The sequence below is a fragment of the Streptomyces flaveolus genome, from assembly GCF_044765825.1.
GTDB classification, from domain to species: domain Bacteria; phylum Actinomycetota; class Actinomycetes; order Streptomycetales; family Streptomycetaceae; genus Streptomyces; species Streptomyces flaveolus.
Window position 1 is genome coordinate 1 of the sequence record NZ_JBIWKU010000012.1, and the last position, 21,482, is coordinate 21,482.

Genomic DNA, 21,482 nt, shown 5'->3' on the forward strand with positions numbered 1-21,482 from the left:
GGCGTTGACTTTTGGCACGCTGTTGAGTTCTCAAGGAACGGACGCTTCCTTTGTACTCACCCTCTCGGGCTTTCCTCCGGGCGCTTCCCTTCGGTGTTTCCAACACTATCAGGCTTTTCCGGTCCCTCTGACCACCGTTCCGCGGGCACGCAGAAGGCGATCCGAAGATAGGATCTGATGAGTTGGGTGCCTGCCCGACAAGCACGCCAGCACGGGGCCGCTCGTCCTCGGCAGGAGTCAGGACTCTACACGGGCCCGCAGAACGGGTGCAAATCACTGAGGACTGTGGTCTAGACCTCTATTCGGAACACACGTGCGGAACCGGTACTTCCTATGACATACCCTGCTGATCAGTGTGCCGTCCGGGACAGGCAGTGACGGCCCGTACAGATCTCCATCACTGGGAGGCTTCCCATGACCACCGTCTCGTCCCCGCTTGCAGGACGCGCCATCGGACTGGCCGCCGTGCCGGATCCGGTCTTCTCCGGGGCCATGGTCGGCCCGGGTACCGCCATCGACCCCGTTCGGGAGCCGTCCGAGGCCGTCTCTCCCGTGGACGGGGTCATCGTCTCCCTGCACCCGCACGCGTTCGTCGTGGTCGACGACAGTGGTCACGGTGTGCTGACCCATCTCGGCATCGACACCGTGCAGCTGAACGGCGAGGGCTTCGAGCTGCTGGTGAACAAGGGAGACACCGTCGTACGCGGCCAGGCCGTGGTGCGCTGGGACCCGTCGGCCGTCGAGGCCGCGGGCAAGTCGCCGGTTTGTCCGATCGTGGCCCTCGAGGCGACGGCCGAGGCACTCGTCGATCTCCGTGAGGACGGCGAAGTGAAGGCCGGCGAGAGTCTCTTCCTCTGGAAGTGACGACAACGCCGTCGTAGGACGGCTGGTAGGACAACCACCGCGGCGGCGGGACCCGCCGCATTATCGGGACGGGTGAGATGGAGACAACGCTGCGAGGCGTCGGTGTGAGCCACGGTGTGGCGATCGGCGAGGTTCGGCACATGGGGACGGCGGTGCTCGAACCGCCTGCCAAGCAGATCCCGGCGGAGGACGCGGAGCGTGAGCAGGGGCGCGCCCGCAAGGCCGTGGAGGCTGTGGCGGCCGACCTGATGGCGCGCGGCAACCTGGCGGGGGGCGAAGCCCAGGCGGTGCTCGAGGCACAGGCCATGATGGCCCAGGATCCCGAGCTGATGGCGGACGTGGAGCGGCGGATCGCCGTGGGCAGCACGGCGGAGCGCGCGGTGTACGACGCCTTCGCGGCGTACCGTGCCCTGCTGGCCGGTGCCGGTGAGTACCTGGCCGGCCGCGTCGCGGACCTCGACGACGTGCGGAACCGTATCGTCGCCCGTCTGCTCGGGGTGCCGATGCCGGGTGTGCCGGACAGTGACGAGCCGTACGTGCTCATCGCGCGTGACCTGGCGCCGGCCGATACAGCACTGCTCGACCCGACGCTGGTGCTCGGCTTCGTCACCGAGGAGGGCGGGCCGACCAGCCACAGCGCGATTCTGGCGCGGGCGCTGGGCGTGCCGGCCGTGGTGGCGCTGCCGGGTGCCGGTGAGCTTCCCGAGGGCACCGTGATCGCGGTGGACGGCAGCACCGGCGAGATCTTCGTGAACCCCAGCGCGGAGAAGAAGGCGCGGATGGAGGCGGAGGCCGCCGAGCGCAAGGCCGCGCTGGCCGCCTCGACCGGGCCGGGTGCGACGTCCGACGGTCACAAGGTGCCGCTGCTGGCCAACGTCGGTGGTCCCGCCGATGTGCCCGCCGCGGTGGAGGCGGGCGCGGAGGGCGTCGGCCTGTTCCGTACCGAGTTCCTCTTCCTCGACGACAGCAAGAACGCGCCGTCCGAGGAGAAGCAGGTCACCGCCTACCGGCAGGTGCTGGAGGCCTTCCCGGAGGGCCGGGTCGTCGTACGGGTGCTGGACGCGGGCGCGGACAAGCCGCTGGAGTTCCTCACCCCGGCCGACGAGCCGAACCCGGCGCTGGGCGTGCGGGGTCTGCGGACGCTGCTCGACCACCCGGAGGTGCTGCGTACGCAGCTCACGGCGCTGGCGAAGGCCGCGGAGGGGCTGCCGGTCCACCTCGAGGTCATGGCCCCGATGGTCGCGGACCGTGCGGACGCCAAGGCCTTCGCGGACGCGTGCCGTGAGGCCGGGCTGCGGGCGAAGTTCGGTGCGATGGTGGAGATTCCGTCGGCCGCGCTGCGGGCGCGTTCGATCCTTCAGGAGGTCGAGTTCCTGTCGCTGGGGACGAACGACCTCGCGCAGTACACGTTCGCCGCCGACCGTCAGGTGGGTGCGGTGTCGCGGCTGCAGGACCCGTGGCAGCCCGCGCTGCTCGACCTGGTCGCGCTGGCCGCCGACGCGGCGAAGGCCGAGGGCAAGAGCTGCGGCGTCTGCGGTGAGGCCGCGTCGGACCCGCTGCTCGCGTGTGTGCTGACCGGTCTGGGCGTCACCTCTTTGTCCATGGGTGCGGCGTCGCTCCCCTATGTGCGGGCGACGCTGGCGAAGTTCACGCTGGCGCAGTGCGAGCGGGCCGCGGCGGCCGCTCGCGCGGCGGACAGTGCCGAGGAGGCGCGCAACGCGGCGCAGGCGGTGCTGTCCGGCGAGTAGGGGCCCGGCGAGGCCGTTGCCGTCACTGTGTGAGGGGCGCTCCACCTTCGGGTGGGGCGCCCCTCGCGTTCAGTGGTGGTGACCCGGCGCGGGGATGTCGTCTCCGAGGTCGGGGGGCGCGCCGTAGTCGACGTTGGACTCCGGGGAGATGAGATCGCCGGACTCGATGTCGGTGCAGTAGGCGTCGAAGACCTCGCCGGCGGTGAGGGGGGCGAGGCCGTATCCGCGCAGGCGCCAGCCGTAGATGCGGTCGGGGCTGCCGGGGGCGCTGGTCCGCATGACCAGGCCGCCGGGGGTGTGGGTGGCGAGGCCGAGGGCCAGGACGGCGGTGAATTCCAGGGCGTCGGCTTCGTCCAGCTGTACGGCGCCTTCGGTGTCGGCGTCGGCGTGGAGGACGGAGGTGAGGGCTTCCGGTGTGGTCGAAACGCTGCAGACCAGGTGCCGGTGGCCCGGCGGTGCGGTTTCGAGGATGCGCGCGAGCAGGCGTGAGGCGCGGGTGAACGCGGCGCGGCCGAGGTCCTCGCCGCAGGTGGCGCAGGTGCCGAGGCGGGCCAGCAGGGTGGACGCGTACTCCCAGGTGGCCTGGCGGACGGCTTCGTCGACGAGAGTGGGGACGAGGTCGGCGAGGGGCTGTCCGTCGTAGGGGACGGTGGGGCCGTGGGCGGCGAGTTCCGCGGTGAACCGGGTGCGGGTGGCGGGGAGGTCGGGGTCGAGGCCGGCCGTCGAGCAGAACTCGGCGTAGTCCTCGGGGTCGAAGAGGGCGATCGTGGTGTGGGTGCCCTGGGAGGCGCGTGTCCTGAGCAGGGCTTCCACCTGCCTGAGGTAGGCGGCGTGGTCGTCGAAGGTGAAGCTGCGGTAGCGCCGCATGGCGCGGAAGTCGTGCTCGTCGGTGAGCAGTCCGATGGTGCCGGCGATTTCGCGGCGCAGGACGCGTCGCATCGTCTGGTCGGTGTGCGCCATGTCTTCCCCCTGTGCGCAGTCGATCAATGCTCACTCACCGTAACCGGCGGCACTGACAACGGGGCGGGCGCGCGGGCCGGCCGCCGTCGTGCGGACGGCCGGCTTGCCGAGGACTTGGTCAGGCGCGTTTGCGGGCGAGGTCTTCGTAGAAGTGGAGCAGGTCGAGGTTGTCGATGGAGCCGGGGTTGACGGCCTTTTCCAGCGGGGTGCCCTGGAGGAGTCGCTTGACGGGGACCTCGATGCGCTTGCCGGTGAGGGTGTGCGGGACGCCCGGCACCTCGATGATCTCGTCCGGAACGTGGCGCGGGGAGAGCTGCTCGCGGATGGTCTGCTTGATCCGCGTCCGCAGGGCGTCGTCGAGTGCGGCGCCGGGGACCAGGTGCACGAAGAGGGGCATCCAGTAGCCGCCGTCGGGCTGTTCGACGCCGATGACGAGGGACTCCCTGATCTCGGGGAGGCGTTCGACGGCCTCGTAGATGTCGGCCGAACCCATGCGGACGCCCTGCCGGTTGAGGGTGGAGTCGGAGCGGCCGTGGATGATGACGGAGCCGCGTGGGGTGAGGGTGATCCAGTCGCCGTGCCGCCAGACGCCGGGGTAGGTGTCGAAGTAGCTGTCGTGGTAGCGGCTGCCGTCGGGGTCGTTCCAGAAGCGGACCGGCATCGAGGGCATGGGGTTGGTGACGACGAGCTCGCCGACCTCGTCGGTGAGGGGTTCGCCGTGCGGGTCCCAGGACTGGAGGTCGGTGCCCAGGCCGGGGGCCTGGAGCTCGCCGATGTACACGGGGAGGGTGGGGACGGCGCCCGCGAAGCAGGAGCACACGTCGGTGCCGCCGCTGACGGAGGCGATCCACAGGTCCTCGCGTACCTCGTCGTGCAGCCAGCGGAAGCCGTCGGGCGGGAGCGGGGAGCCGGTGGTGGCGACGCACTCGATCCTGGAGAGGTCCAGGTCGCGGCCCGGGTGGACGTCCGCCTTGCGGCAGGCCATGACGTAGGCGGCGGAGGTGCCGAAGAGGGTGGCGCCGGTGCGTTCGGCGATGCGCCACTGGGCGTCCGTGCCGGGGAAGCCGGGGCTGCCGTCGTAGAGGACGATCGTGGTGCCGGTGAGCAGGCCGGAGACGAGGAAGTTCCACATCATCCAGCCGGTCGACGTGTACCAGAAGAAGCGGTCCTCGGGTCCGAGGTCGCAGTGCAGGCCGAGCTGCTTGAGGTGCTCGACGAGGATGCCGCCCTGGGACTGGACGATCGCCTTGGGCAGGCCGGTGGTGCCGGAGGAGTAGAGCACCCACAGGGGGTGGTCGAAGGGGACCTGCTCGAAGACGGGGTCCGTGTCCGCGGCCGTGAGGGCGTCCCAGGCGAGTGCTCCCTCGGGGGTGTCGGTGCCGAGGAGCGGGATGTGGACCACGGCGCGCAGTGTGGGCAGTTCGCGGCGCAGTTCGGCGACGGTGTCGCGGCGGTCGTGTTCCTTGCCGCCGTAGCGGTAGCCGTCGACGGTGAACAGGACGACCGGTTCGACCTGCTGGAAGCGGTCAAGGACGCTGCGGGCGCCGAAGTCGGGGGCGCAGGAGGTCCAGACGGCACCGACGGCGGCGGTGGCGAGGAGGGCCGTGACGGCCTGGGGGATGTTCGGGAGGTAGCCGCTGACGCGGTCGCCGGGGCGGACGCCGAGGGCGCGCAGTTCGGCGGCGAGGGAGCCGACCTGACGGCGCAGCTGCGCCCAGGTGACGGGGGTCGTCTCGTGGCTCTCGTCGACGTACAGGAGGGCCGGCTCGTCCGCGCGGGTGGCCGCGGCGCGCAGGGCGTGCTCGGCGTAGTTCAGGGTGGCGCCGGGGAACCACTGGGCGCCGGGCATCGAGCGGTCGCCGAGTACGCGCGCGTAGGGGGTCGAGAAGCGGACGTCGAACCATTCCGTGACGGCTTTCCAGAAGGTGTCCAGCTCGTCGACGGACCAGCGGTGCAGGGCGGCGTATCCGCCCTCGGCGGGGGCGCCGTGGTGTTCGGCCGCCCAGGTCTGGAACCTGGTGATCCGTGCCTGCGCGATGCGCTGCGGATCGGGCTGCCAGAGCGGCTGGAGGTTCGTGGTCGGCATGGGGCGGCTCCCGGACTGTGCGCGTCGTGTGCGTCCTCCGCGCACGGGCTGGGGTGTGCGCGTGACGCGGCTGACACGGACGATGCCATGTGATCGACTCCCGCACCAGGGTGCGTCCCACATAGTCGGTGTCGTGAGGATGTGGTCCTGTCACGGGTGAACGGCAGTTGAACGCGGCCCCCGCGGAGGGCGGTCGGTGGCAGGGTGAGCGGCATGGACGGTCGTGACCTGGTGCGTTCGATGAAGGTGTTCGGTTCTGCGGGGCCGGCGCAGGGGTTGCGTACCGTACGGGCGGCGTGGCGCAGGCGGCGTGCGGACGCCGCGGGGCTGCCGCCGCGTGGGGCGGAGCGGGCGAGGGTGCCGGGGGTGATGCGGGAGGTGGAGCCCGGGCCCGGGGGCGGCGTGATCCGGTTCGGCCGTTCTGAGCTGCGGATCCTCGTCGCCGTGAACGGGGCGGTGTTCTGGGGCTGGGACGGGGCGGCTCCGGAGCCGTCGTACGCGTTGGCGGGCCGCTGTCCGGAGCCGGATCCGAGGGCGGTGCTGGAGCCGGACAAGGACGGTGGCCGGCGGGTGGTGGCCGAGCGGGTGACGGTGGCCGTGTCGCGGCACGGCGCGGTGGAGGTGCGTACTCCGGGGGGTGTGGTCCTGCGCCGTGAGCTGCCTCCCCGGTGGTGGGAGCCGGCGGGCGGTGGTCCCGCGCGCTGGACGCAGCGGTCGGAGGTGGCGGCGGACGCCCGGTTCTTCGGGCTGGGCGGGCGGGCCTCGGGGCCCCGGCTGCGCGACGGCACGTACCGGCTGTGGAACACGGGTCCCGGCCCGGCGGGCTCCGCTCGGGGTGATGCCCCGGCGTCCGTGACGATGCCGGTGCAGCTGGTGGTGGCCGACGCGGGGACGCACCTGGTGTTCCACGACAACGCGTGGGACGGCTCGGTGACCTTGCGGGAGGGCGAGGAGGGTGCGGGGTCGGGGCACGACCGGCCGGGCAGGAGTGTGCTGCGGATGGACGGGGGGCCGCTGCGCTGCTGGGTCGTGGTGGGGGCCCCCGCGCGCGTGCTGCTCACCTGGGCTTCGCTGACCGGTGCTCCGGCGCTGCCGCCCGCGTGGGCGCTCGGTCACCATCACGGGCGGCGTGAGTTCGGCGACGAGCAGGAGCTGCGGCGGGTCGTCGCCGGCTACCAGGAGCGTGAGCTGCCGCTGGACGCCGTGCATCTGGACGTCGACCATCTCGACGCCCGCCAGGTGTTCACCGTGGACGAGGAGCGGTTCCCGAAGCTGCCGGTGCTCGCCGAGGAGCTGCGGCGGGACGGGATACGGCTGGTGTCGGTCGTCGATCCCGGGGTCCCGGCCGTGTCCGGGCATGCCGCGTACGACAGCGGGGCGGACGCGGACGTGTTCGTGCGGGGCGCCGCCGGGCCGGTGGTGCGGGGTGTGGGGTGGCCCGGGGAGGTGGTGTTCCCGGACTTCACCGACGCGCGCGTGCGGGCGTGGTGGGGCGGGCTCTGCGCGGAGCGGCTGGAGCGGGGGTTCGCCGGGTTCTGGCACGACCGGGACGAGCCGGTGTCGTTCGCCGCGTTCGGGGAGCCGACGCTGCCCCGTTCGGCGCGGCACCGGCTGGAGGGGCGCGGCGGTGACCATCGGGAGGCGCACAACGTGTACGCGCTGTGCATGGCCAGGGCCGGGTACGAGGGTCTGCGGGAGCTGGTGCCCGAGGAGCGGCCGTTCGTCCTGTCGCGCTCGGGGTGGGCCGGGATGCAGCGGTACGGCGGTGCGTGGACCGGGGAGCCGGCTTCCGGCTGGCCGGGGCTGCGGGCGTCGCTGGCGCTGGTGATGGGGCTCGGGCTGTGCGGGGTGCCGTACTCGGGCCCGGACGTGGGCGGGTCCGGGAGGAGCCCGTCGCCGGAGCTGTATCTGCGGTGGTTCCAGCTGGCCGCGTATCTGCCGCTGTTCCGTACGTACGGGGGTGCGCGCGCGGGGTTCCGGGAGCCGTGGGAGTTCGGGGCGGAGGTGCTGGAGCACGTGCGCGCGGCGTTGGTGGAGCGGCGGCGGCTGTTGCCGTACTTCGTGACGCTGGCGCATCTGGCCCGGCGTACGGGTGCGCCGTGGGTGCGGCCGTTGTGGTGGTCGGCGCCGGAGGAGCGGGCCTTGCGGGACTGCGAGGACGCGTTTCTGCTGGGCGACTGCCTGCTGGTGGCGCCGGTGCTGGACCCCGGCGCGGACGGGCGGGCGGTGCTCCTGCCGCGGGGGCGCTGGTACGACACGGTGACGGAGCGGGCGTACGAGGGGCCGGGGCAGGTGCTCGTCGAGGCTCCGCCGGGCCGGATTCCGGTGTTCGCGCGGGCGGGGGCGGTGGTTCCGGTGCGTGGGGAGGGCGGCGGGGTGGAGCTGGAGGTGTGGGCGCCCGCCCGGGGCCGGGCCGGGGGCGGGCTGGTCGTGCCGGACGCGGGGGACGGCTGGGAGGAGCCGGCGACCGAGCGGTACGCGGTCCGCTGGGAGGGCCGGCGGGTGGTGGTGGAGCGGGAGGGAGAGGACGGCGTGAGTGCGCCGTCCCGCCCGGTGCGCGTCCGTGGGCTGGCTGAGTTCTCGGCTCAGATGTAGCGGCCTTCGAAGAAGGCGCGCGCGGCCCGGGTGTGGAGGGGGAAGGCGAGTTCCTCGGCCCGGCGCAGGAGGTGCCATCCCTCGGTCTCGTCGGTGGCGGCGGACGGCGGGAGGCTCTCGGCGGGCCGCTCCGGGAGGAGTCCGAAGAGCAGCAGGTGGCCGTCGGGCGAGCTCATGGCGTCGGCGAGCCGTACGTCGCGGCTCGCCGCGTCGATGCCCGTCTCCTCCTTGAGTTCGCGGACGACGGCCTGCCGCCAGTCCTCCCGGTCGTCGATGTAGCCGCCGGGCAGGGCGACGCCCCCGAGCGCGGGGGTCACGGTTCGGGTGATGACGACCAGGGCGGTGCCCTTGGTGTCGTACACGGGCTGGAGGGCGACCGCTACCGGCAGCGGGTTGCGGTAGGCGGTGGTGCCGCACGCCGGGCAGGTGCGGGGCCAGCCGGAGACGCCCTCTCCGTAGGGCGTTCCGCAGCGCGAACAATGGGAGCCCGGCGCGGAGTTGGGAACGGAGGTATGAGTTTCGGACACGCGGCGGACTGTATCCGATCACGGAGGGGGCGGCTCCGGCGGGCGGCTCAGTGGCGGCCGGACAGTGACGTCGCGGAGACCGGGAAGTCGAAGTAGGTGTCCGGGTGGGGCTCGGGCTTGTAGGTGAAGTGCCACCACTCCTCGGGGAGGTTGACGAGTCCGGCGTCCTCCAGGGTGGACTTCAGCAGCAGCCGGTTGGCGCGCTGGGCGCCCTGGACGCGGGGGTCGAGGGTGTGCGAGAGGGTGTCGAAGCAGTCGTAGCCGGTGCCCATGTCGACGGAGTTGTCGGGGAAGCGTTCCTGCTGGGGTGCGAAACAGGGCACCAGTGGCTGTCCCGGGTGGTACGGGCGGGTGGGCTTCGCCGGGAGCTTCACGATCGTGAGGTCCATGGTCGAGCCGCGGCTGTGGCCGGACTTCTCGGCGATGTAACCGTCGTCGAACAGGCGGGTCTTGTCGACGTTCGGGTAGAACTCGGCCTTCATCCTCTGGTCGTCGAGGTCCTCGGCCCACCGGACGAAGTGGTCGACGGCGCGTTGCGGCCGGTAGCAGTCGTACACCTTGAGGGAGTAGCCCTGGCTCAGCAGCCGGGTCTGGGCCCGGTGGAGGGCTTGGGCCGCGGGGCGGGTGAGGATGCACAGGGACTGGCGGTAGCCGTCGATGCGCTCGCCGACGAAGTTGTGCGGGGTGGCGTAGCGCATGTCCTGGAGGATCGTGGGGTCGACGCTTCTCAGGGCCACGAAGTCCTCGGGCGCCTTGGGTTCGGGGCCGGCCTGGGCGGTGGCGGGGGCGGTGGTCACGGCCAGCAGGGCGGCGACGGTGGTGACCAGTCCGCGTACGGCGGTGGAGAGTCGTGTCATGTTCCCTGCATCTATCAGGCGGGGGTCCCGCGAGGGAAGCGGTCGGACGATCACTTGCGCCGGCACGCTGCGTGACCGGTTCGGAATCCTACGTGAACGTCGCATGAACTGGGCCTGGGCGGACGCCGGTGGCGCCATCATGCTCGCGTGCGCTCCTGGACGGATACTCTCCGCTTCGCCTTCCAACCGGTGGTCAACCTGATGACCGGCGGGGTCGCGGCGCTGGAGATACTCGCCCGCCCGGAGACCGGGGACGTGCTGGCCGAGGCCCGCCGCAATCCCGGACTCGACGGCCGGCTCGCGGTGGCGGCGTTCCGCGCGGCGGTGCGGAAGGAGACGCTGCTGCCGCTGCACGTCAACGTGTTCGCCGGCACGCTCGCCGATCTCGGCGGTCTCCGCCTGTTGCACGACGCCGTGCGGGAGTCGGGACGCCTGCCGTGGGAGGTGACGATCGACATCGGGCCGCCGTACACGCACGTACCGCACCGGGCGCTGCTGGAGGCGGTGGCGGCCTTGCGGGAGCAGGGTTTCCGGATCTGTGCGGACGGTGTCGGCGACGGTGACGTGCCGCTGCGGCTGCTGGCGGACATGGCGCCGGAGCTGGTGAAGCTCGACGCGTCGCTGCCGGCGCGGCCCGCGGCCGTCCGGGCCGCGCGGACGCTGTGCGACGGACTGGGGGCGCTGCTGTGCGTCGAGGGCGTGGAGACGGAGCTGCAGTGCGCCGCCGCGCGGTCGGCCGGGGCGCAACTGGCGCAGGGCCATCTGTTCGCGCCGCCCGCGCGGCTGCCGGCGGCGGACGTGTACGTGCCGCCGCGGAACCCGGGCGGCGCCGGCCTGCCGCCGGTCTCGCGGTCGGGGCCGTCGGTGCGGGAGTTCGTCCGCCCGGCCGCGCTGCTGCCCGCGACCGCCTCCGCCGGGCAGGTGCGCGCGCTGCTGACCGGGGCACCGGACGTGTCCGGGGTGCTGCTCGTGGACCGGGACGGGGTTCCGGTGCGGTCGGTGCACCGGTCCCGGTTCCTGCTGTCCATGTCGGGGCGCTACGGGCACGCCCTGTACGCCGACCGGCCCGCCGCGAAGCTCGGTGACCCGCCGCGGACGGTGGGCGTGGGCGCCACGGCCTGGGAGGTCCTGGACGTCGTGGCGGTCGGCGGTCCCGGGCGCACGTCGGACGACGTGGCCGTGGTCGACACGCACGGACGGTGCGTGGGCGTCGTACGGCTCGCGGATCTCGTGCGGGCGCTGGCCGAGAGCCGGGTGGAGGAGGCGGCCGGGCTCAATCCGCTGACCCGGCTGCCGGGTTCGGACGCGCTCACCGGTGAGGTGGACCGGTGGATCGCGGACGGCCGGCCGTTCGCGCTGAGCTGGCTCGACGTGGACGACTTCAAACGGGTCAACGACGGGGCCGGGTTCGCGGCGGGCGACGAGCTGATCCGGGCGGTCGGACGGGCGCTGCAGCAGGAGGCGTCGGGGGCCACGCGCGTGGGGCACATCGGCGGCGACGACTTCCTGGTGCTCGCCGTGCCGGAGGAGCTGGATCCGCTGGCCGACCGCCTGCTGGGCGCGGCGTGGTCGGCGGGCGGCCGGCCCGTGACGCTGTCCCTGGCGACGGTCGTGTGCGCGCCGGGCAGTGTGCCGGACCATCGGCGGGCCGCGGCCTGTCTGGCCCCGCTGAAGAAGGCGGCGAAGGCGCTGTGCGGGGCGAGTTGGGTACTGGGGCGGGCCGGTGTGCCGGGGCACGAGGTACGGCGCGGCTCGGTGCGGGCGCCGGCGTCGGCGGGGTGAGGGACGGCGGCGGCGCGGAGCAGGGGTCGCGGGGGGCGTACGGCGCTGCCTCTGGGTGCCGGCCGGGGAACGGGCAGTCGGAGGCAGCGGGACGGGCGGGAGCCGGGGCGGCGGTCCGGGGGTGAGCGGGCCCTTGGGCACCGGCAGAGGAACCGGCAGGCGGCGGGGCGGCAGTCGGGGGCGTGCGCGGGCCGGCGGATGGACGGGCAGGAGTCAGGGCGGCGGTCCGGGGGTGAGCGGGCCCTTGGGCACCGGCAGAGGAACCGGCAGGCGCCGGGCGGCAGTTGGAGGCGTGCGCGGGCCGGCGGATGGACGGGCAGGAGCCAGGGCGGCAGTCGGGGGCCCTCGCGGGTCGGGGGTGTGCCCGCGGGGTGGTGTTGCCCGGTGTCCGTCCCCTGTCGTGGGCGCGGGATTGTGGGCGGCCGGTGATCGGCGGGGTGCTCCGGCCGCGTGACGGTCGGGGCGCCGGCCGGCGGGTGCCGAACCGTTGCCGTCGGCTGCCTTGACGCTCCCCGGGTGCCGGTCGACACTTCCGGTGTCGGTCGACATCGCCGTACATCTCGGCGCATTCCGGTGCGCGCCGGGCGGGCCCCTGCGCCTCGAGGCCCACTCCCCCCACGGGCGGTTCGACTGCGACGGCACGCGTGGCCCCTGCCTCCGGCGGAAGACGCCACGGGATTCGCACGCCGCACCACCCTGCTTTCGGGGACCAGGGCCTAGGAGCCGCCATGAGCAATGGAGACATCTTCGTCGGCGAGACGATCGGCACGGCGATCCTCATCCTCTTCGGCGCGGGGGTCTGCGCCGCCGTCACGCTCAGGTACAGCAAGGCGCGGGCCGCGGGATGGGTGGTGATCGCGTTCGGCTGGGGGTTCGGTGTGCTGGCGGGCGCGTACACCGCCGCCCCGCTCTCCGGCGGGCATCTGAACCCCGCCGTCACCATCGGGATCGCCATCGACACCGGTGAGTGGGGCAAGGTCTGGGTCTACCTGCTGGGCCAGCTCGTCGGCGCCATGATCGGTGCCGTCCTGTGCTACCTCACCTACTTCGCCCAGTTCCAGGCCAACGTGCGCAGGACGGGCACGACGGAGGGCACGGAGGACGAGCCGGTGCCGACCCTCGGGATCTTCTCCACCATCCCGGAGATCCGGCACCCGGTCGCCAACCTGGTCACCGAGATCATCGCGACCGTGGGGCTCGTGCTGCCGATCCTCGCGTTCGGGCTGACCGAGGGGCTCGGCGAGTCCGGGACGCTGGTGCTGATCGTCTCCCTGCTCGTCGTCGGCATCGGACTGTCGCTCGGCGGGCCGACCGGCTACGCGATCAACCCGGCGCGCGACCTCGGCCCGCGCATCGTGCACACCTTCCTGCCGATACCGAACAAGGGCACGTCCGACTGGGGTTACGCCTGGATCCCGGTGGCCGGCCCGTTGATCGGCGGGGCGCTCGCCGGTCTTCTCTACAACGTCGCCTTCTGACCCACGGCACGGGCAACGGCCCCAGCAGTCCTCTGAACCCAGCCCAAGGGATGGCCATGACGGAGCACGCGAAGTACGTCGCCGCGATCGACCAGGGCACCACCTCCAGCCGCTGCATCATCTTCGACCAGGACGGCGCGATGGTCGCCGTCGACCAGCGCGAACACCGCCAGATCTTCCCCAGGCCCGGGTGGGTCGAGCACGACGCCACCGAGATCTGGTCCAAGGTGCAGGCCGTGGTCGCCGGGGCGCTCGCCAAGGCGGGACTGCGCGCCGACCGGCTCAGCGCGCTCGGCATCACCAACCAGCGCGAGACCACGGTGCTGTGGGACCGCGCGACCGGCAAGCCGGTGCACAACGCCATCGTCTGGCAGGACACCCGCACCGCGGCCCTGTGCGGCCAACTGGGCGGCACGGACGGGCAGGACCGCTTCCGCGAACAGACCGGGCTGCCGCTGGCCAGCTACTTCTCCGGGCCGAAGGCCGCCTGGCTGCTCGACAACGTGCCGGGTCTGCGGGCCCGGGCGGAGCGCGGTGAGATCGCCTTCGGCACCATCGACTCCTGGCTGATCTGGAACCTCACCGGCGGCACCGACGGCGGGCGGCACGTCACCGACGTGACCAACGCCGGGCGCACCCTGCTGATGAACCTGCAGACCCTCCAGTGGGACCCGGCGATCCTGTCGGCGATGGACATCCCCGAGGCCGTGCTCCCCGAGATCAGGTCCTCCGCCGAGGTGTACGGCACCGCCGTCGGACAGCTCGCCGGTGTGCCCGTGGCCTCGGCACTGGGCGATCAGCAGGCCGCCGTGTTCGGGCAGGCCTGCTACGACGTCGGAGCGGCCAAGAACACGTACGGCACGGGCAGCTTCCTGCTGCTCAACACCGGGAACCGGCCAGTGCCGTCGAAGAACGGGCTGCTGACGACGATGGGCTACAAGATCGGCGACGAGGCTCCCGTGTACTGCCTGGAGGGGTCGATCGCCATCACCGGCGCGCTGGTGCAGTGGTTCCGCGACCAGCTCGGCATCATCCGCGCCGCCGACGAGATCGAGCCGCTGGCGGCGAGTGTCGAGGACAACGGGGGCGCGTACATCGTGCCGGCGTTCTCCGGACTGTTCGCGCCGTACTGGAGGTCCGACGCGCGCGGAGTCGTCACCGGGCTCACCCGGTACGTCACGAAGGCGCACCTCGCGCGGGCGGTGCTGGAGGCGACGAGCTGGCAGACGCGCGAGGTCGTGGACGCCATGTACCAGGACTCCGGGGTGCCCATCACGACGCTGAAGGTCGACGGCGGCATGACACGCAACCACCTGCTGATGCAGCACCAGGCGGACGTGCTCGGCGTGCCCGTGATCCGGCCGAGGGTCTCCGAGACGACGTGCCTGGGTGCGGCGTACGCGGCCGGACTGGCCACCGGCGTGTGGAACGGCCTCGACGAACTCAAGGCGCACTGGCGGCGGGACGTCGAGTGGACACCCGCCATGGACGCGTCCGTGCGGGACCGCGAGTACCGCAACTGGCGCAAGGCGGTGGAGAAGAGTTTCGGCTGGATGGAGGAGGACGCCGACGGTTAGGGGCGCGCGGGCGCGGTAGGCACGCGCGCGTGGAGGGACGGGTTCAGGTGGCGACGGGCCGGCGCCGGTCCGCCGCCTGGGCCATCGCGTGCTGGACGACGCCGACGAGGACCTCCTTGACCGACTCCCGGTCACGCGCGTCGCACATCACCAGCGGCACGTCGGTGTCGAGGTCGAGGGCCTGGCGCACGGTCTCGGCCGGGTAGCGGGCCGAGCCCTCGAAGCAGTTGACGCCGACGACGAAGGGGATGGAGCGCCGCTCGAAGTAGTCGACGGCGGCGAAGCAGTCCTCCAGGCGGCGCGTGTCGGCGAGGACCACGGCGCCGAGGGCGCCCTCGGACAGCTCGTCCCACATGAACCAGAACCGCTCCTGCCCGGGGGTGCCGAACAGGTAGAGCACCAGGTCCTCGCGCAGCGTGATCCGGCCGAAGTCCATCGCCACGGTGGTGGTGTGCTTGCCCTCCACACCACTGACGTCGTCGACGGGGCGTCCGGCCTCGGTGAGCAGTTCCTCGGTGCGCAGCGGTCTGATCTCGCTGACCGCGCCGACGAGGGTGGTCTTGCCCACGCCGAAGCCGCCGGCCACGAGGATCTTGAGCGTGACGGGCTCGACCGGCGGCTTGCCGCGCTGAGAACGCCCGAAGATCATCGATCTCTTCTCCTTACCTGCCCGCGGGGCCGCTCCGGCGTCCCCACGAGACCGTTTCACAGTGCGCGCAGGCCGTTGATCACGTCGCGCAGGATGTTCTCGTCCGGTAGTTCGGCCGGGGGCACCGGCCGGTTCACGTGCACGAGCTCGGCGTCGACGAGGTCCCCGACCAGGACGCGTACGACGCCGACGGGCAGGTCGAGTTCGGCGGCGAGTTCGGCGACCGACTGCGGGGTGTCCCGGCACAGGCCGACGATGTCCACGTGCTCCGGGGCGAGCGTGACGTCCGCCTCCGGGTCGTCCGCGTGCGGTTCCGGGACCACCACCGCGATGAGGTCGAGGCGGTGCTGGGCCGTGCTGCTGGTGCGGCCGCGCGTCATGGCGTACGGACGGACGACGGGGCCGGCCTCGTCGTCGAACCAGTGGTGTGTTCCCTGACCGTCTGCGCTCATGTCATCCCACTTACCCACCCGAGGGCAGATCGGTGCGCGGGGCGGTGCCCAGATGCACGCCGACCCGCTTGACGAGGAGGGTCATCTCGTAGGCGACCTGGCCGACGTCGGAGTCGGCGTCCGACAGGACGGCGAGGCAGCTGCCGTCGCCGGCGGCCGTGACGAACAGGAAGGCGTCGTCGAGTTCGACGACCGTCTGCCGGACGCTGCCCGCCTCGAAGTGGCGGCCCACGCCCTTGGCGAGGCTGTGGAAGCCGGAGGCCACGGCGGCCAGGTGTTCGCTGTCCTCCCTGGTCAGGTCCTTGGAAGCGCCGGTCGCCAGGCCGTCGCCGGACAGGACGACGGCCTTGCGGATGCTCGCTACGCGGTCCACGAGGTCGTCGAGGAGCCAGTTGAGCTCGCCGGACCTGGTCTCGGTGTGGCCGGTCGCCTTCGGTGCGGTCATCGACCGTCCCCCTTAGTCGTTCGGTGTGGTGCTTGTGGTGCCTGCGGCGCTTGTGGCGTCTGTGGTCGTGATGTGTCCGGTCGTGTGCCGTCGGAACCGGCGTCGCCCGCGGCGTTCTCCTTGCGGCCGCGCTGCCAGCCGCGCTGGAGCGAGGCCATGCGGCTGCGCACCTCCTCGGCGTCCCGGTCGGCCGGGCCGGACCTCTCCTCGGTGGGCCGTTCGGCGCTGCGCTTGAGCTGGGGCGCCAGGTTGGCCTGCCGGACGCGCCGGGGCAGCGCGCTGCCGTCGGTGCCCGGCGCGGAGTCGTCCGGAGCGCTGGGCGTGAGCGGTGTGCCGCGGCGGCGGGACGGGAGGGACGGCAGCGCGTCGGGCTCCGGGCGGCCGGCCTCGCGGCCTGCGTCGCGGTCGGTCTCGCGGTCGGTCTCGCGGTCGGTGGCAGGGGGCGGGGCGGGGGCCTCACCGGGTTCCGCCTGCCGGTCCGTCCGGCTCCCGGCATCCTGCCCGGCCATGTCGTCCGCACGGTCGCGGGAGCCGCGCTCGGGGACGGGGCGTCCGTGCGAGCTGACCAGCTTGGGCGTCCGGCGGCGGGGCAGCGGGACCGGGGCGTTCGGGTCGCCCCCGGCACCGGGCCGTTCCGAGCCGCCGGACCGTACCGGCCCGCCTGGCCGGTCCCCGCTTCCGTGCCGTTCCGAGGCTCCGGGGAACCGGTCCGGGCCGGCCGGGCGTTCCGGCCCCTCGGTGTCCTGGCGTCGCCGCTCGCCACGGCCGATCACCGGGTCGTCCTGCGCCGCGGTGAGGGAACGACGCGACCGGAAGAGGCCGCCCCGCTCGCTGTCCTGGTCGCCGAGCCCGCCGGGCAGGTCGTCGAGGGCGTCCAGGTCGACGGGCGCCTCCAGTTCGACCGGTCCGTCCAGCAGCGGGGCCGGCCGGCCCGGGAGCCGGACGGGAACGTGGGCGAGGGCGGAACGGCGGCTCTCCTCCCGCTCCTTCTCCTTGGCGCGCTGCGGCCGGTCGAGGCGGAATCCGACGCCGTTGGTGTCGGGCGCGTCGTCGGTGAGCAGCGCGTCGGGGACGAAGACGACGGCGGTGGTGCCGCCGTACGGGGAGGGCTGGAGGGAGACCCGGACGTTCTGCCGCTGGGCGAGCCGGCTGACGACGAACAGGCCGAGCCGGTCGGTGTCGGACAGCTCGAACTCCGGTGTCTCGGCGAGCCGGAGGTTGGCGTCGAGGAGGGCCTCGGCCGCCATGCCGAGGCCGCGGTCGTGGATATCCAGGGTGAAGCCGTTGGCGACCCGCTCCCCCAGGACCTGCACGGCGGTGTGCGGCGGCGAGAACACCGTGGCGTTCTCCAGGAGTTCGGCCACGAGGTGGGTGAGGTCGGCGACGGCCGGCCCGGTGACGGCGATGCGGGGCAGCCGGCGGACCTCGATGCGCTCGTAGTCCTCGACCTCGGCGACGGCGGCCCGCACCACGTCCATGAGCTGGACCGGCTTGCGCCACTGCCGGGACGGGGCGGCGCCGGAGAGGATGACCAGGCCCTCGGCGTGCCGGCGCATGCGGGTGGTCAGGTGGTCCAGGCGGAACAGGTCGGCGAGTTCCTCGGTGTCCTCGGTACGTCGCTCCATGGTGTCGAGCAGGGTGAGCTGCTTGTGCAGCAGGACCTGGCTGCGGCGGGCGAGGTTGACGAACACCTCGGAGACTCCGGCGCGCAGCTCGGCCTGCTTGACGGCGGCTTCCACGGCCGCACGCTGGAGGGTGTTGAGGGCCTGGCCGACCTCGCCGATCTCGTTCTTGTCGTACTCCAGGCGCGGCACCTCGGTCTCGACGTCGACCTGTTCGCCGGCCGAGAGGCGGCGCATGACGCTGGGCAGGCGGACGCCGGACGCCTCGTGGGCCTCCAGGCGCAGCTGCCTGAGGTCGCGGATGAGGGCGCGGCCGACGCGGACGGACAGGAAGAGGGAGAACAGCACGGCGACCAGACCGAGCGCGCCGGCGACGACCGCCTTGGTGATGACGTTCATCGCGACCGGCCGGACGCGGTCCTGATAGCGGTCGGCGGCCTGGTCGTCGAGGTCCCCGAGCTCGTCGAGGACGCTCCCGGCGGCGGTGTCCCAGCTCTTGGCGGTGACGCCGTGGGGCAGACCGTCCTCGGTGGAGACGGCAGCCTCCTCGGCGACGCGCAGGGGGGCGGAGGAGGCGTTCTTCCAGAAGCGCTCGTACCGGCCGCGTTCCGTGGCGGGCAGCAGCGGAAGGTTGCTCTCGTACAGCACGGTGCGCTGCGCCACGAGGTCCGAGACGTCCCGTGTCTCGCTCCGGGTGAGCCTGCCGGTGACCAGGGCGGAGCCGAGCAGGGCGTCCTCGCGGGAGAGCAGTTCGCGGGCACGGGAGACGTTGACGAGTGCGCGGTACTGCTTGTCCAGGTCGACGTCGTCGACGACGTGCAGGTTGGCGAGCAGCGCGTGGCAGGGGTCGACCAGGCGGTTGTAGAGGCCGAGCGCCTGTGCGCGGTCGACGGTGCCGTCCTCGACGCTGCGGCGCAGGGCGTCGATGCCGTCGAAGGCGTCCAGGACCGCGGTCAGGCGGTCGTCCTCGGCGGCGCCGAGCGCGTCGCGCACATCGGCGTTCTCGGCGTTGCGGCGGATCTCGGCGACGGCCTCGTCGGTGGCGGTGCGACTGCGGTGCAGGGCGGAGAGGCCGTCGGAGGCGCGTGGGTCGGCGAGATGGACCAGGGTCTGGCGGCGTTCCTGCTGGAGGACGCGGACGGTGTCCTCGACGGGGTAGCCGACCTGTTCGACGAGGGTCGACACGTTGAACAGCCGGCCCGCCTCACGTCCCGTGAGCACCGTGGCGAAGGCCCAGATCGTGGTCAGGGACACCAGCGGCACGAGAAGCAGCGCCACGATCTTCCGGCGGATGGACTTCCCGCGAAAGCGCATGGCCTCCCCCAGCTGGACCCCCACCGGCAGGGGGTACACATGTGCGTCAACAAACGGCGCGAGCCTACTACCGACGCACAGGTAACTCGAAGACCCGTCCGGAAGGCGAACTTCCGCACCGGCGGCGGGGGATGGTCAGTTGTCCGGTCATTGCGGGAGATTGCCTCCCGGGTTCCGGCGGGCGGCGCGGGACCGTGCCCGTGGGGCACGGCGGGCGGATTGGCCGAAATTCTTCGACTGCGGGGGACTTCCGGGAATCTTGGCAGGCCGTGGTTCGTCGTTCTCTGTGGGAGATGGAGGCGGAATCGGCCACAGGAGCCGCATCCCGCCTCCGTGCGGCGTAAAGCGAGGCAAGCCGGGCAGCCAGAGGGGAGCCGGGTCTTCGGACGCGGGTGGCGGTCTGCAGGCGGTGGGGAGTGACATGGTGATGGGCACGGCGGAGCGGCGCAGGGCGCCGAGGGACGCCGGGGCGGCCGGACCGGCGGGAGCGGGCCCCGGGGTGACGGATCGCGACATTCCGGCGCCCGGGCGCGCCGTTGAGGGGGCGGAGCGGGAGACACGGCGCGAACCGCAGCCGGTCTACCGGCAGTTGTGGACGGACGAGCCCGCGCGGCGACGCCGGCTGCCGGATCCGGTGCGTACGGCCGCGGTACGCGCGGTGCTCGTCGTCGCCGTGACGCTGATCCTGGCGATGGTGGCCTTCCTGTGCACGATGGCCGGATCCTGGCTGGCGTTCCCGATGGTGATCGGCAGCGTGGCCGGCACGGTGGTGGCCACGTGGGGCGTGCTCGACGTGTGGGTGACGCGTCAGGTCTGGAACCAGCGCCACGGTGTGGTGTCGATGCCGAACAGCACCGCGCGGGCCGTGCGGCGCGAGCGGCGCCGGGCGCGGCGGCAGGCACGGACCGCCGAGCGCGGCCAGGAGCGGATACGCGGGCGCGGTGGCGCGGGGCAGCTGTCGCATCCCTGAGCGGCCGTACCGGGCGTTCAGCTCGCGGCGGGCTGCGCCGGGGCCGCTGTCCGGGCGAGTTCGCGCCGGGCCCGCTGGAAAGGGCGCGGCCGGTCCACGGAGAGCACCGCGGTCGTACGGCCGTCCCGTTCGTAACGGGCGAGGAAGCCGTCCTCGGCGGGCGCCCCGCCGGTGAGCCCGCCCTCGGTGATCCGGACGGTGTCACCCTCCTGACGCCGGCCGGCGAACTGGATGCGCGCGCCGTACTGGTCGGACCAGAAGTACGGCACCGGCCTCAGGCTCTCCACGGTGTGCCCGGCGAGCAGGTTCGTGACGGCGACCCGGGGCTGTTCGGTGGCGGAGGTCCAGTGCTCCGCGCGCGTCCCGCCGACGCGGGCCACGTCGCCGACGGCGACCACCTCGGGCAGGGCCGTGACACATCCGTCGTCGCACAGGACGCCGTCCTGCAGGGCCAGTGACGAGCCCGCCAGCCAGCTCGTGCCGGGTGCGGCGCCGATGCCGACGACCACCACGTCCGCCGGGAGGGCGCGGCCGTCCGCGAGGGCCACCGCGGTGACGGCGCCGGTTCCGTGCAGTGCGGCCACGGACGTCCCGGTGACCAGGTCCACGCCGCCGCGGCGGTGCAGCGCGGCACACACGGCGGCCATCTCGGTGCCGAGCTGGGCGACGAGCGGGAGCGGGGCGGCCTCGACGACGGTGACGGCGTGGCCGAGGGCGGCGCAGGAGGAGGCGGTCTCGGCGCCGATGAACCCGCCGCCGATGACGACGACCCGGCGCGGGCCTCGGGTGAGTTCCTCGCGCAGGGCGCGGGCGTCGTCCAGGGTACGCAGCGTGTGGACGCCGGCCAGGCTGTCACCGGGCAGACGCCGGGCCGAGGCGCCGGTGGCGATGACGACGCCGTCGGTGGCCACGGTGCGGCCGTCGCCGAGGAGCACGGTACGGCCGCGGGGGTCGAGGCCGCGGGCGCGGACGCCGAGCAGCCACTCGGCGTCCAGTGAGGCGGTTTCCTCCGCATCGGTGAGGGCGAGCTGGTCCTCGCCGGCCCGGCCGGTGAGGAAGTCCTTGGAGAGAGGGGGCCGGTCGTAGGGGCGGTGGGGTTCGTCGCCGACGACCACCAGCCGTCCGTCGAATCCCTGGGCGCGCAGTTCCCGGGCGGCGTAGAGGCCGGAGAGCGAGGCGCCGACGACGGTCACGGTCCTCATGCGGCGCTCCCCTCCTCCGCGGCGACATGCACGTGGACCACGCCGTCGTCGACGCTGACACGGTGGGTGCGCACGGGGCGGCGGGCGGGCAGGCAGGTCGGCAGGCCCGTGCGGAGGTCGAACGAGGCGGCGTGCAGCGGGCATTCGACCAGGCACCCCTCCAGCCAGCCCTCGGAGAGCGAGGCGTCCTGGTGGGTGCAGGTGTCGTCGATGGCGTAGAGCTCGCCGTCGTCGGTGCGGAAGACCGCGATGGGCGGGGTCGTCGCGATGCGGACGGACTCGCCCTCGGGGAGGTCTTCGAGGCGGCAGACGGGAATCATGGGCCCCCCTCTCGGTCCGGAACGCGCGGCTCCC

17 protein-coding genes are annotated in these 21,482 nt (G+C 73.0%); 7 read left to right on the top strand and 10 right to left on the bottom strand.

Annotation, left to right across the window (positions count from 1 at the left end):
• Positions 1 to 414 precede the first annotated feature (414 nt).
• Complete coding sequence (locus ACIRG6_RS29980; protein WP_239770180.1) at positions 415 to 864, top strand: PTS sugar transporter subunit IIA; 450 nt, start codon at positions 415 to 417, stop codon at positions 862 to 864.
• A gap of 77 nt (positions 865 to 941) precedes the next feature.
• The gene (gene ptsP, locus ACIRG6_RS29985; protein ID WP_318217678.1) at positions 942 to 2,612 is read left to right on the top strand and encodes a phosphoenolpyruvate--protein phosphotransferase; all 1,671 of its coding nucleotides are present in this window, start codon (positions 942 to 944) and stop codon (positions 2,610 to 2,612) included.
• Positions 2,613 to 2,681: 69 nt separating this feature from the next.
• On the opposite strand, the gene ACIRG6_RS29990 is transcribed toward ptsP, so the two are convergent.
• Both ACIRG6_RS29990 and ACIRG6_RS29995 read right to left on the bottom strand, forming a co-directional pair.
• Complete coding sequence (locus tag ACIRG6_RS29990) at positions 2,682 to 3,572, bottom strand: hypothetical protein (protein ID WP_403325051.1); 891 nt, start codon at positions 3,570 to 3,572, stop codon at positions 2,682 to 2,684.
• Positions 3,573 to 3,690: 118 nt separating this feature from the next.
• Positions 3,691 to 5,658, bottom strand: a complete 1,968-nt coding sequence (locus ACIRG6_RS29995) for an acetoacetate--CoA ligase (protein ID WP_403325052.1) — start codon at positions 5,656 to 5,658, stop codon at positions 3,691 to 3,693.
• A gap of 213 nt (positions 5,659 to 5,871) precedes the next feature.
• Here ACIRG6_RS29995 and ACIRG6_RS30000 point away from each other — a divergent pair, with 213 nt between their 5' ends.
• Complete coding sequence (locus ACIRG6_RS30000; RefSeq protein WP_403325053.1) at positions 5,872 to 8,253, top strand: glycoside hydrolase family 31 protein; 2,382 nt, start codon at positions 5,872 to 5,874, stop codon at positions 8,251 to 8,253.
• Here ACIRG6_RS30000 and ACIRG6_RS30005 read toward each other — a convergent pair.
• Positions 8,244 to 8,780 carry an NUDIX domain-containing protein gene (locus ACIRG6_RS30005; protein ID WP_403325054.1) on the bottom strand — a complete coding sequence of 179 codons (537 nt, stop codon included), beginning with the start codon at positions 8,778 to 8,780 and terminating at the stop codon, positions 8,244 to 8,246. The two genes, ACIRG6_RS30000 and ACIRG6_RS30005, sit on opposite strands and share 10 nt — an antisense overlap.
• Before the next feature lie 47 nt (positions 8,781 to 8,827).
• Positions 8,828 to 9,637, bottom strand: coding sequence for a M15 family metallopeptidase (locus ACIRG6_RS30010; protein WP_364821400.1), 810 nt, complete (start codon positions 9,635 to 9,637; stop codon positions 8,828 to 8,830).
• A gap of 147 nt (positions 9,638 to 9,784) precedes the next feature.
• On the opposite strand from ACIRG6_RS30010, the gene ACIRG6_RS30015 reads away from it, so the two are divergent.
• The 3 genes from ACIRG6_RS30015 (at position 9,785) to glpK (ending at position 14,474) form a co-directional block, all read left to right on the top strand.
• Complete coding sequence (locus ACIRG6_RS30015; protein ID WP_364680750.1) at positions 9,785 to 11,419, top strand: GGDEF domain-containing protein; 1,635 nt, start codon at positions 9,785 to 9,787, stop codon at positions 11,417 to 11,419.
• Positions 11,420 to 12,147: 728 nt separating this feature from the next.
• Positions 12,148 to 12,897: an MIP/aquaporin family protein gene (locus tag ACIRG6_RS30020; protein WP_364680753.1), complete on the top strand. Its 750-nt coding sequence runs from the start codon at positions 12,148 to 12,150 to the stop codon at positions 12,895 to 12,897.
• A gap of 56 nt (positions 12,898 to 12,953) precedes the next feature.
• Positions 12,954 to 14,474: a glycerol kinase GlpK gene (gene glpK, locus ACIRG6_RS30025; RefSeq protein WP_364680755.1), complete on the top strand. Its 1,521-nt coding sequence runs from the start codon at positions 12,954 to 12,956 to the stop codon at positions 14,472 to 14,474.
• A 43-nt stretch (positions 14,475 to 14,517) separates the two neighbouring features.
• Here glpK and ACIRG6_RS30030 read toward each other — a convergent pair whose 3' ends face one another.
• The 4 genes from ACIRG6_RS30030 to ACIRG6_RS30045 are packed head-to-tail and all read right to left on the bottom strand — an operon-like array spanning position 14,518 to position 18,956.
• Complete coding sequence (locus ACIRG6_RS30030) at positions 14,518 to 15,123, bottom strand: GTP-binding protein (protein ID WP_189230713.1); 606 nt, start codon at positions 15,121 to 15,123, stop codon at positions 14,518 to 14,520.
• Positions 15,124 to 15,179: 56 nt separating this feature from the next.
• On the bottom strand, positions 15,180 to 15,575 hold the full coding sequence (locus ACIRG6_RS30035; protein ID WP_318217686.1) for a DUF742 domain-containing protein: 396 nt from the start codon (positions 15,573 to 15,575) through the stop codon (positions 15,180 to 15,182).
• 10 nt (positions 15,576 to 15,585) lie between these two features.
• Entirely contained in the window at positions 15,586 to 16,020 is a 435-nt protein-coding gene (locus ACIRG6_RS30040) for a roadblock/LC7 domain-containing protein (protein ID WP_239770169.1), read from the bottom strand.
• A complete protein-coding gene (locus ACIRG6_RS30045) occupies positions 16,017 to 18,956 on the bottom strand; it encodes a nitrate- and nitrite sensing domain-containing protein (protein ID WP_403325055.1) in 2,940 nt (979 codons plus the stop codon). The genes ACIRG6_RS30040 and ACIRG6_RS30045 overlap by 4 nt, the downstream gene beginning before the upstream one ends.
• A gap of 427 nt (positions 18,957 to 19,383) precedes the next feature.
• Here ACIRG6_RS30045 and ACIRG6_RS30050 point away from each other — a divergent pair, with 427 nt between their 5' ends.
• Complete coding sequence (locus ACIRG6_RS30050) at positions 19,384 to 19,926, top strand: hypothetical protein (protein WP_403325104.1); 543 nt, start codon at positions 19,384 to 19,386, stop codon at positions 19,924 to 19,926.
• Between the two features lie 17 nt (positions 19,927 to 19,943).
• Here the strand turns inward: ACIRG6_RS30050 and ACIRG6_RS30055 are convergent, their stop codons facing one another.
• Both ACIRG6_RS30055 and ACIRG6_RS30060 read right to left on the bottom strand, forming a co-directional pair.
• Complete coding sequence (locus ACIRG6_RS30055; RefSeq protein ID WP_364821409.1) at positions 19,944 to 21,128, bottom strand: NAD(P)/FAD-dependent oxidoreductase; 1,185 nt, start codon at positions 21,126 to 21,128, stop codon at positions 19,944 to 19,946.
• On the bottom strand, positions 21,125 to 21,448 hold the full coding sequence (locus ACIRG6_RS30060; protein ID WP_239770165.1) for a bifunctional 3-phenylpropionate/cinnamic acid dioxygenase ferredoxin subunit: 324 nt from the start codon (positions 21,446 to 21,448) through the stop codon (positions 21,125 to 21,127). Before ACIRG6_RS30060 ends, ACIRG6_RS30055 begins: the two co-directional genes overlap by 4 nt.
• Between the last annotated feature and the right edge of the window lie 34 nt (positions 21,449 to 21,482).

Bases quoted from the DNA above. Each gene is read 5' to 3' on its own strand.
- ACIRG6_RS29980 (WP_239770180.1), top strand. From the start codon at position 415: ATGACCACCGTCTCGTCCCCGCTTGCAGGACGCGCCATCGGACTGGCC.
- ptsP (WP_318217678.1), top strand. From the start codon at position 942: ATGGAGACAACGCTGCGAGGCGTCGGTGTGAGCCACGGTGTGGCGATC.
- ACIRG6_RS29990 (WP_403325051.1), bottom strand. From the start codon at position 3,572: ATGGCGCACACCGACCAGACGATGCGACGCGTCCTGCGCCGCGAAATC.
- ACIRG6_RS29995 (WP_403325052.1), bottom strand. From the start codon at position 5,658: ATGCCGACCACGAACCTCCAGCCGCTCTGGCAGCCCGATCCGCAGCGC.
- ACIRG6_RS30000 (WP_403325053.1), top strand. From the start codon at position 5,872: ATGGACGGTCGTGACCTGGTGCGTTCGATGAAGGTGTTCGGTTCTGCG.
- ACIRG6_RS30010 (WP_364821400.1), bottom strand. From the start codon at position 9,637: ATGACACGACTCTCCACCGCCGTACGCGGACTGGTCACCACCGTCGCC.
- ACIRG6_RS30020 (WP_364680753.1), top strand. From the start codon at position 12,148: ATGAGCAATGGAGACATCTTCGTCGGCGAGACGATCGGCACGGCGATC.
- glpK (WP_364680755.1), top strand. From the start codon at position 12,954: ATGACGGAGCACGCGAAGTACGTCGCCGCGATCGACCAGGGCACCACC.
- ACIRG6_RS30030 (WP_189230713.1), bottom strand. From the start codon at position 15,123: ATGATCTTCGGGCGTTCTCAGCGCGGCAAGCCGCCGGTCGAGCCCGTC.
- ACIRG6_RS30035 (WP_318217686.1), bottom strand. From the start codon at position 15,575: ATGAGCGCAGACGGTCAGGGAACACACCACTGGTTCGACGACGAGGCC.
- ACIRG6_RS30040 (WP_239770169.1), bottom strand. From the start codon at position 16,020: ATGACCGCACCGAAGGCGACCGGCCACACCGAGACCAGGTCCGGCGAG.
- ACIRG6_RS30045 (WP_403325055.1), bottom strand. From the start codon at position 18,956: ATGCGCTTTCGCGGGAAGTCCATCCGCCGGAAGATCGTGGCGCTGCTT.
- ACIRG6_RS30050 (WP_403325104.1), top strand. From the start codon at position 19,384: ATGGGCACGGCGGAGCGGCGCAGGGCGCCGAGGGACGCCGGGGCGGCC.
- ACIRG6_RS30055 (WP_364821409.1), bottom strand. From the start codon at position 21,128: ATGAGGACCGTGACCGTCGTCGGCGCCTCGCTCTCCGGCCTCTACGCC.
- ACIRG6_RS30060 (WP_239770165.1), bottom strand. From the start codon at position 21,448: ATGATTCCCGTCTGCCGCCTCGAAGACCTCCCCGAGGGCGAGTCCGTC.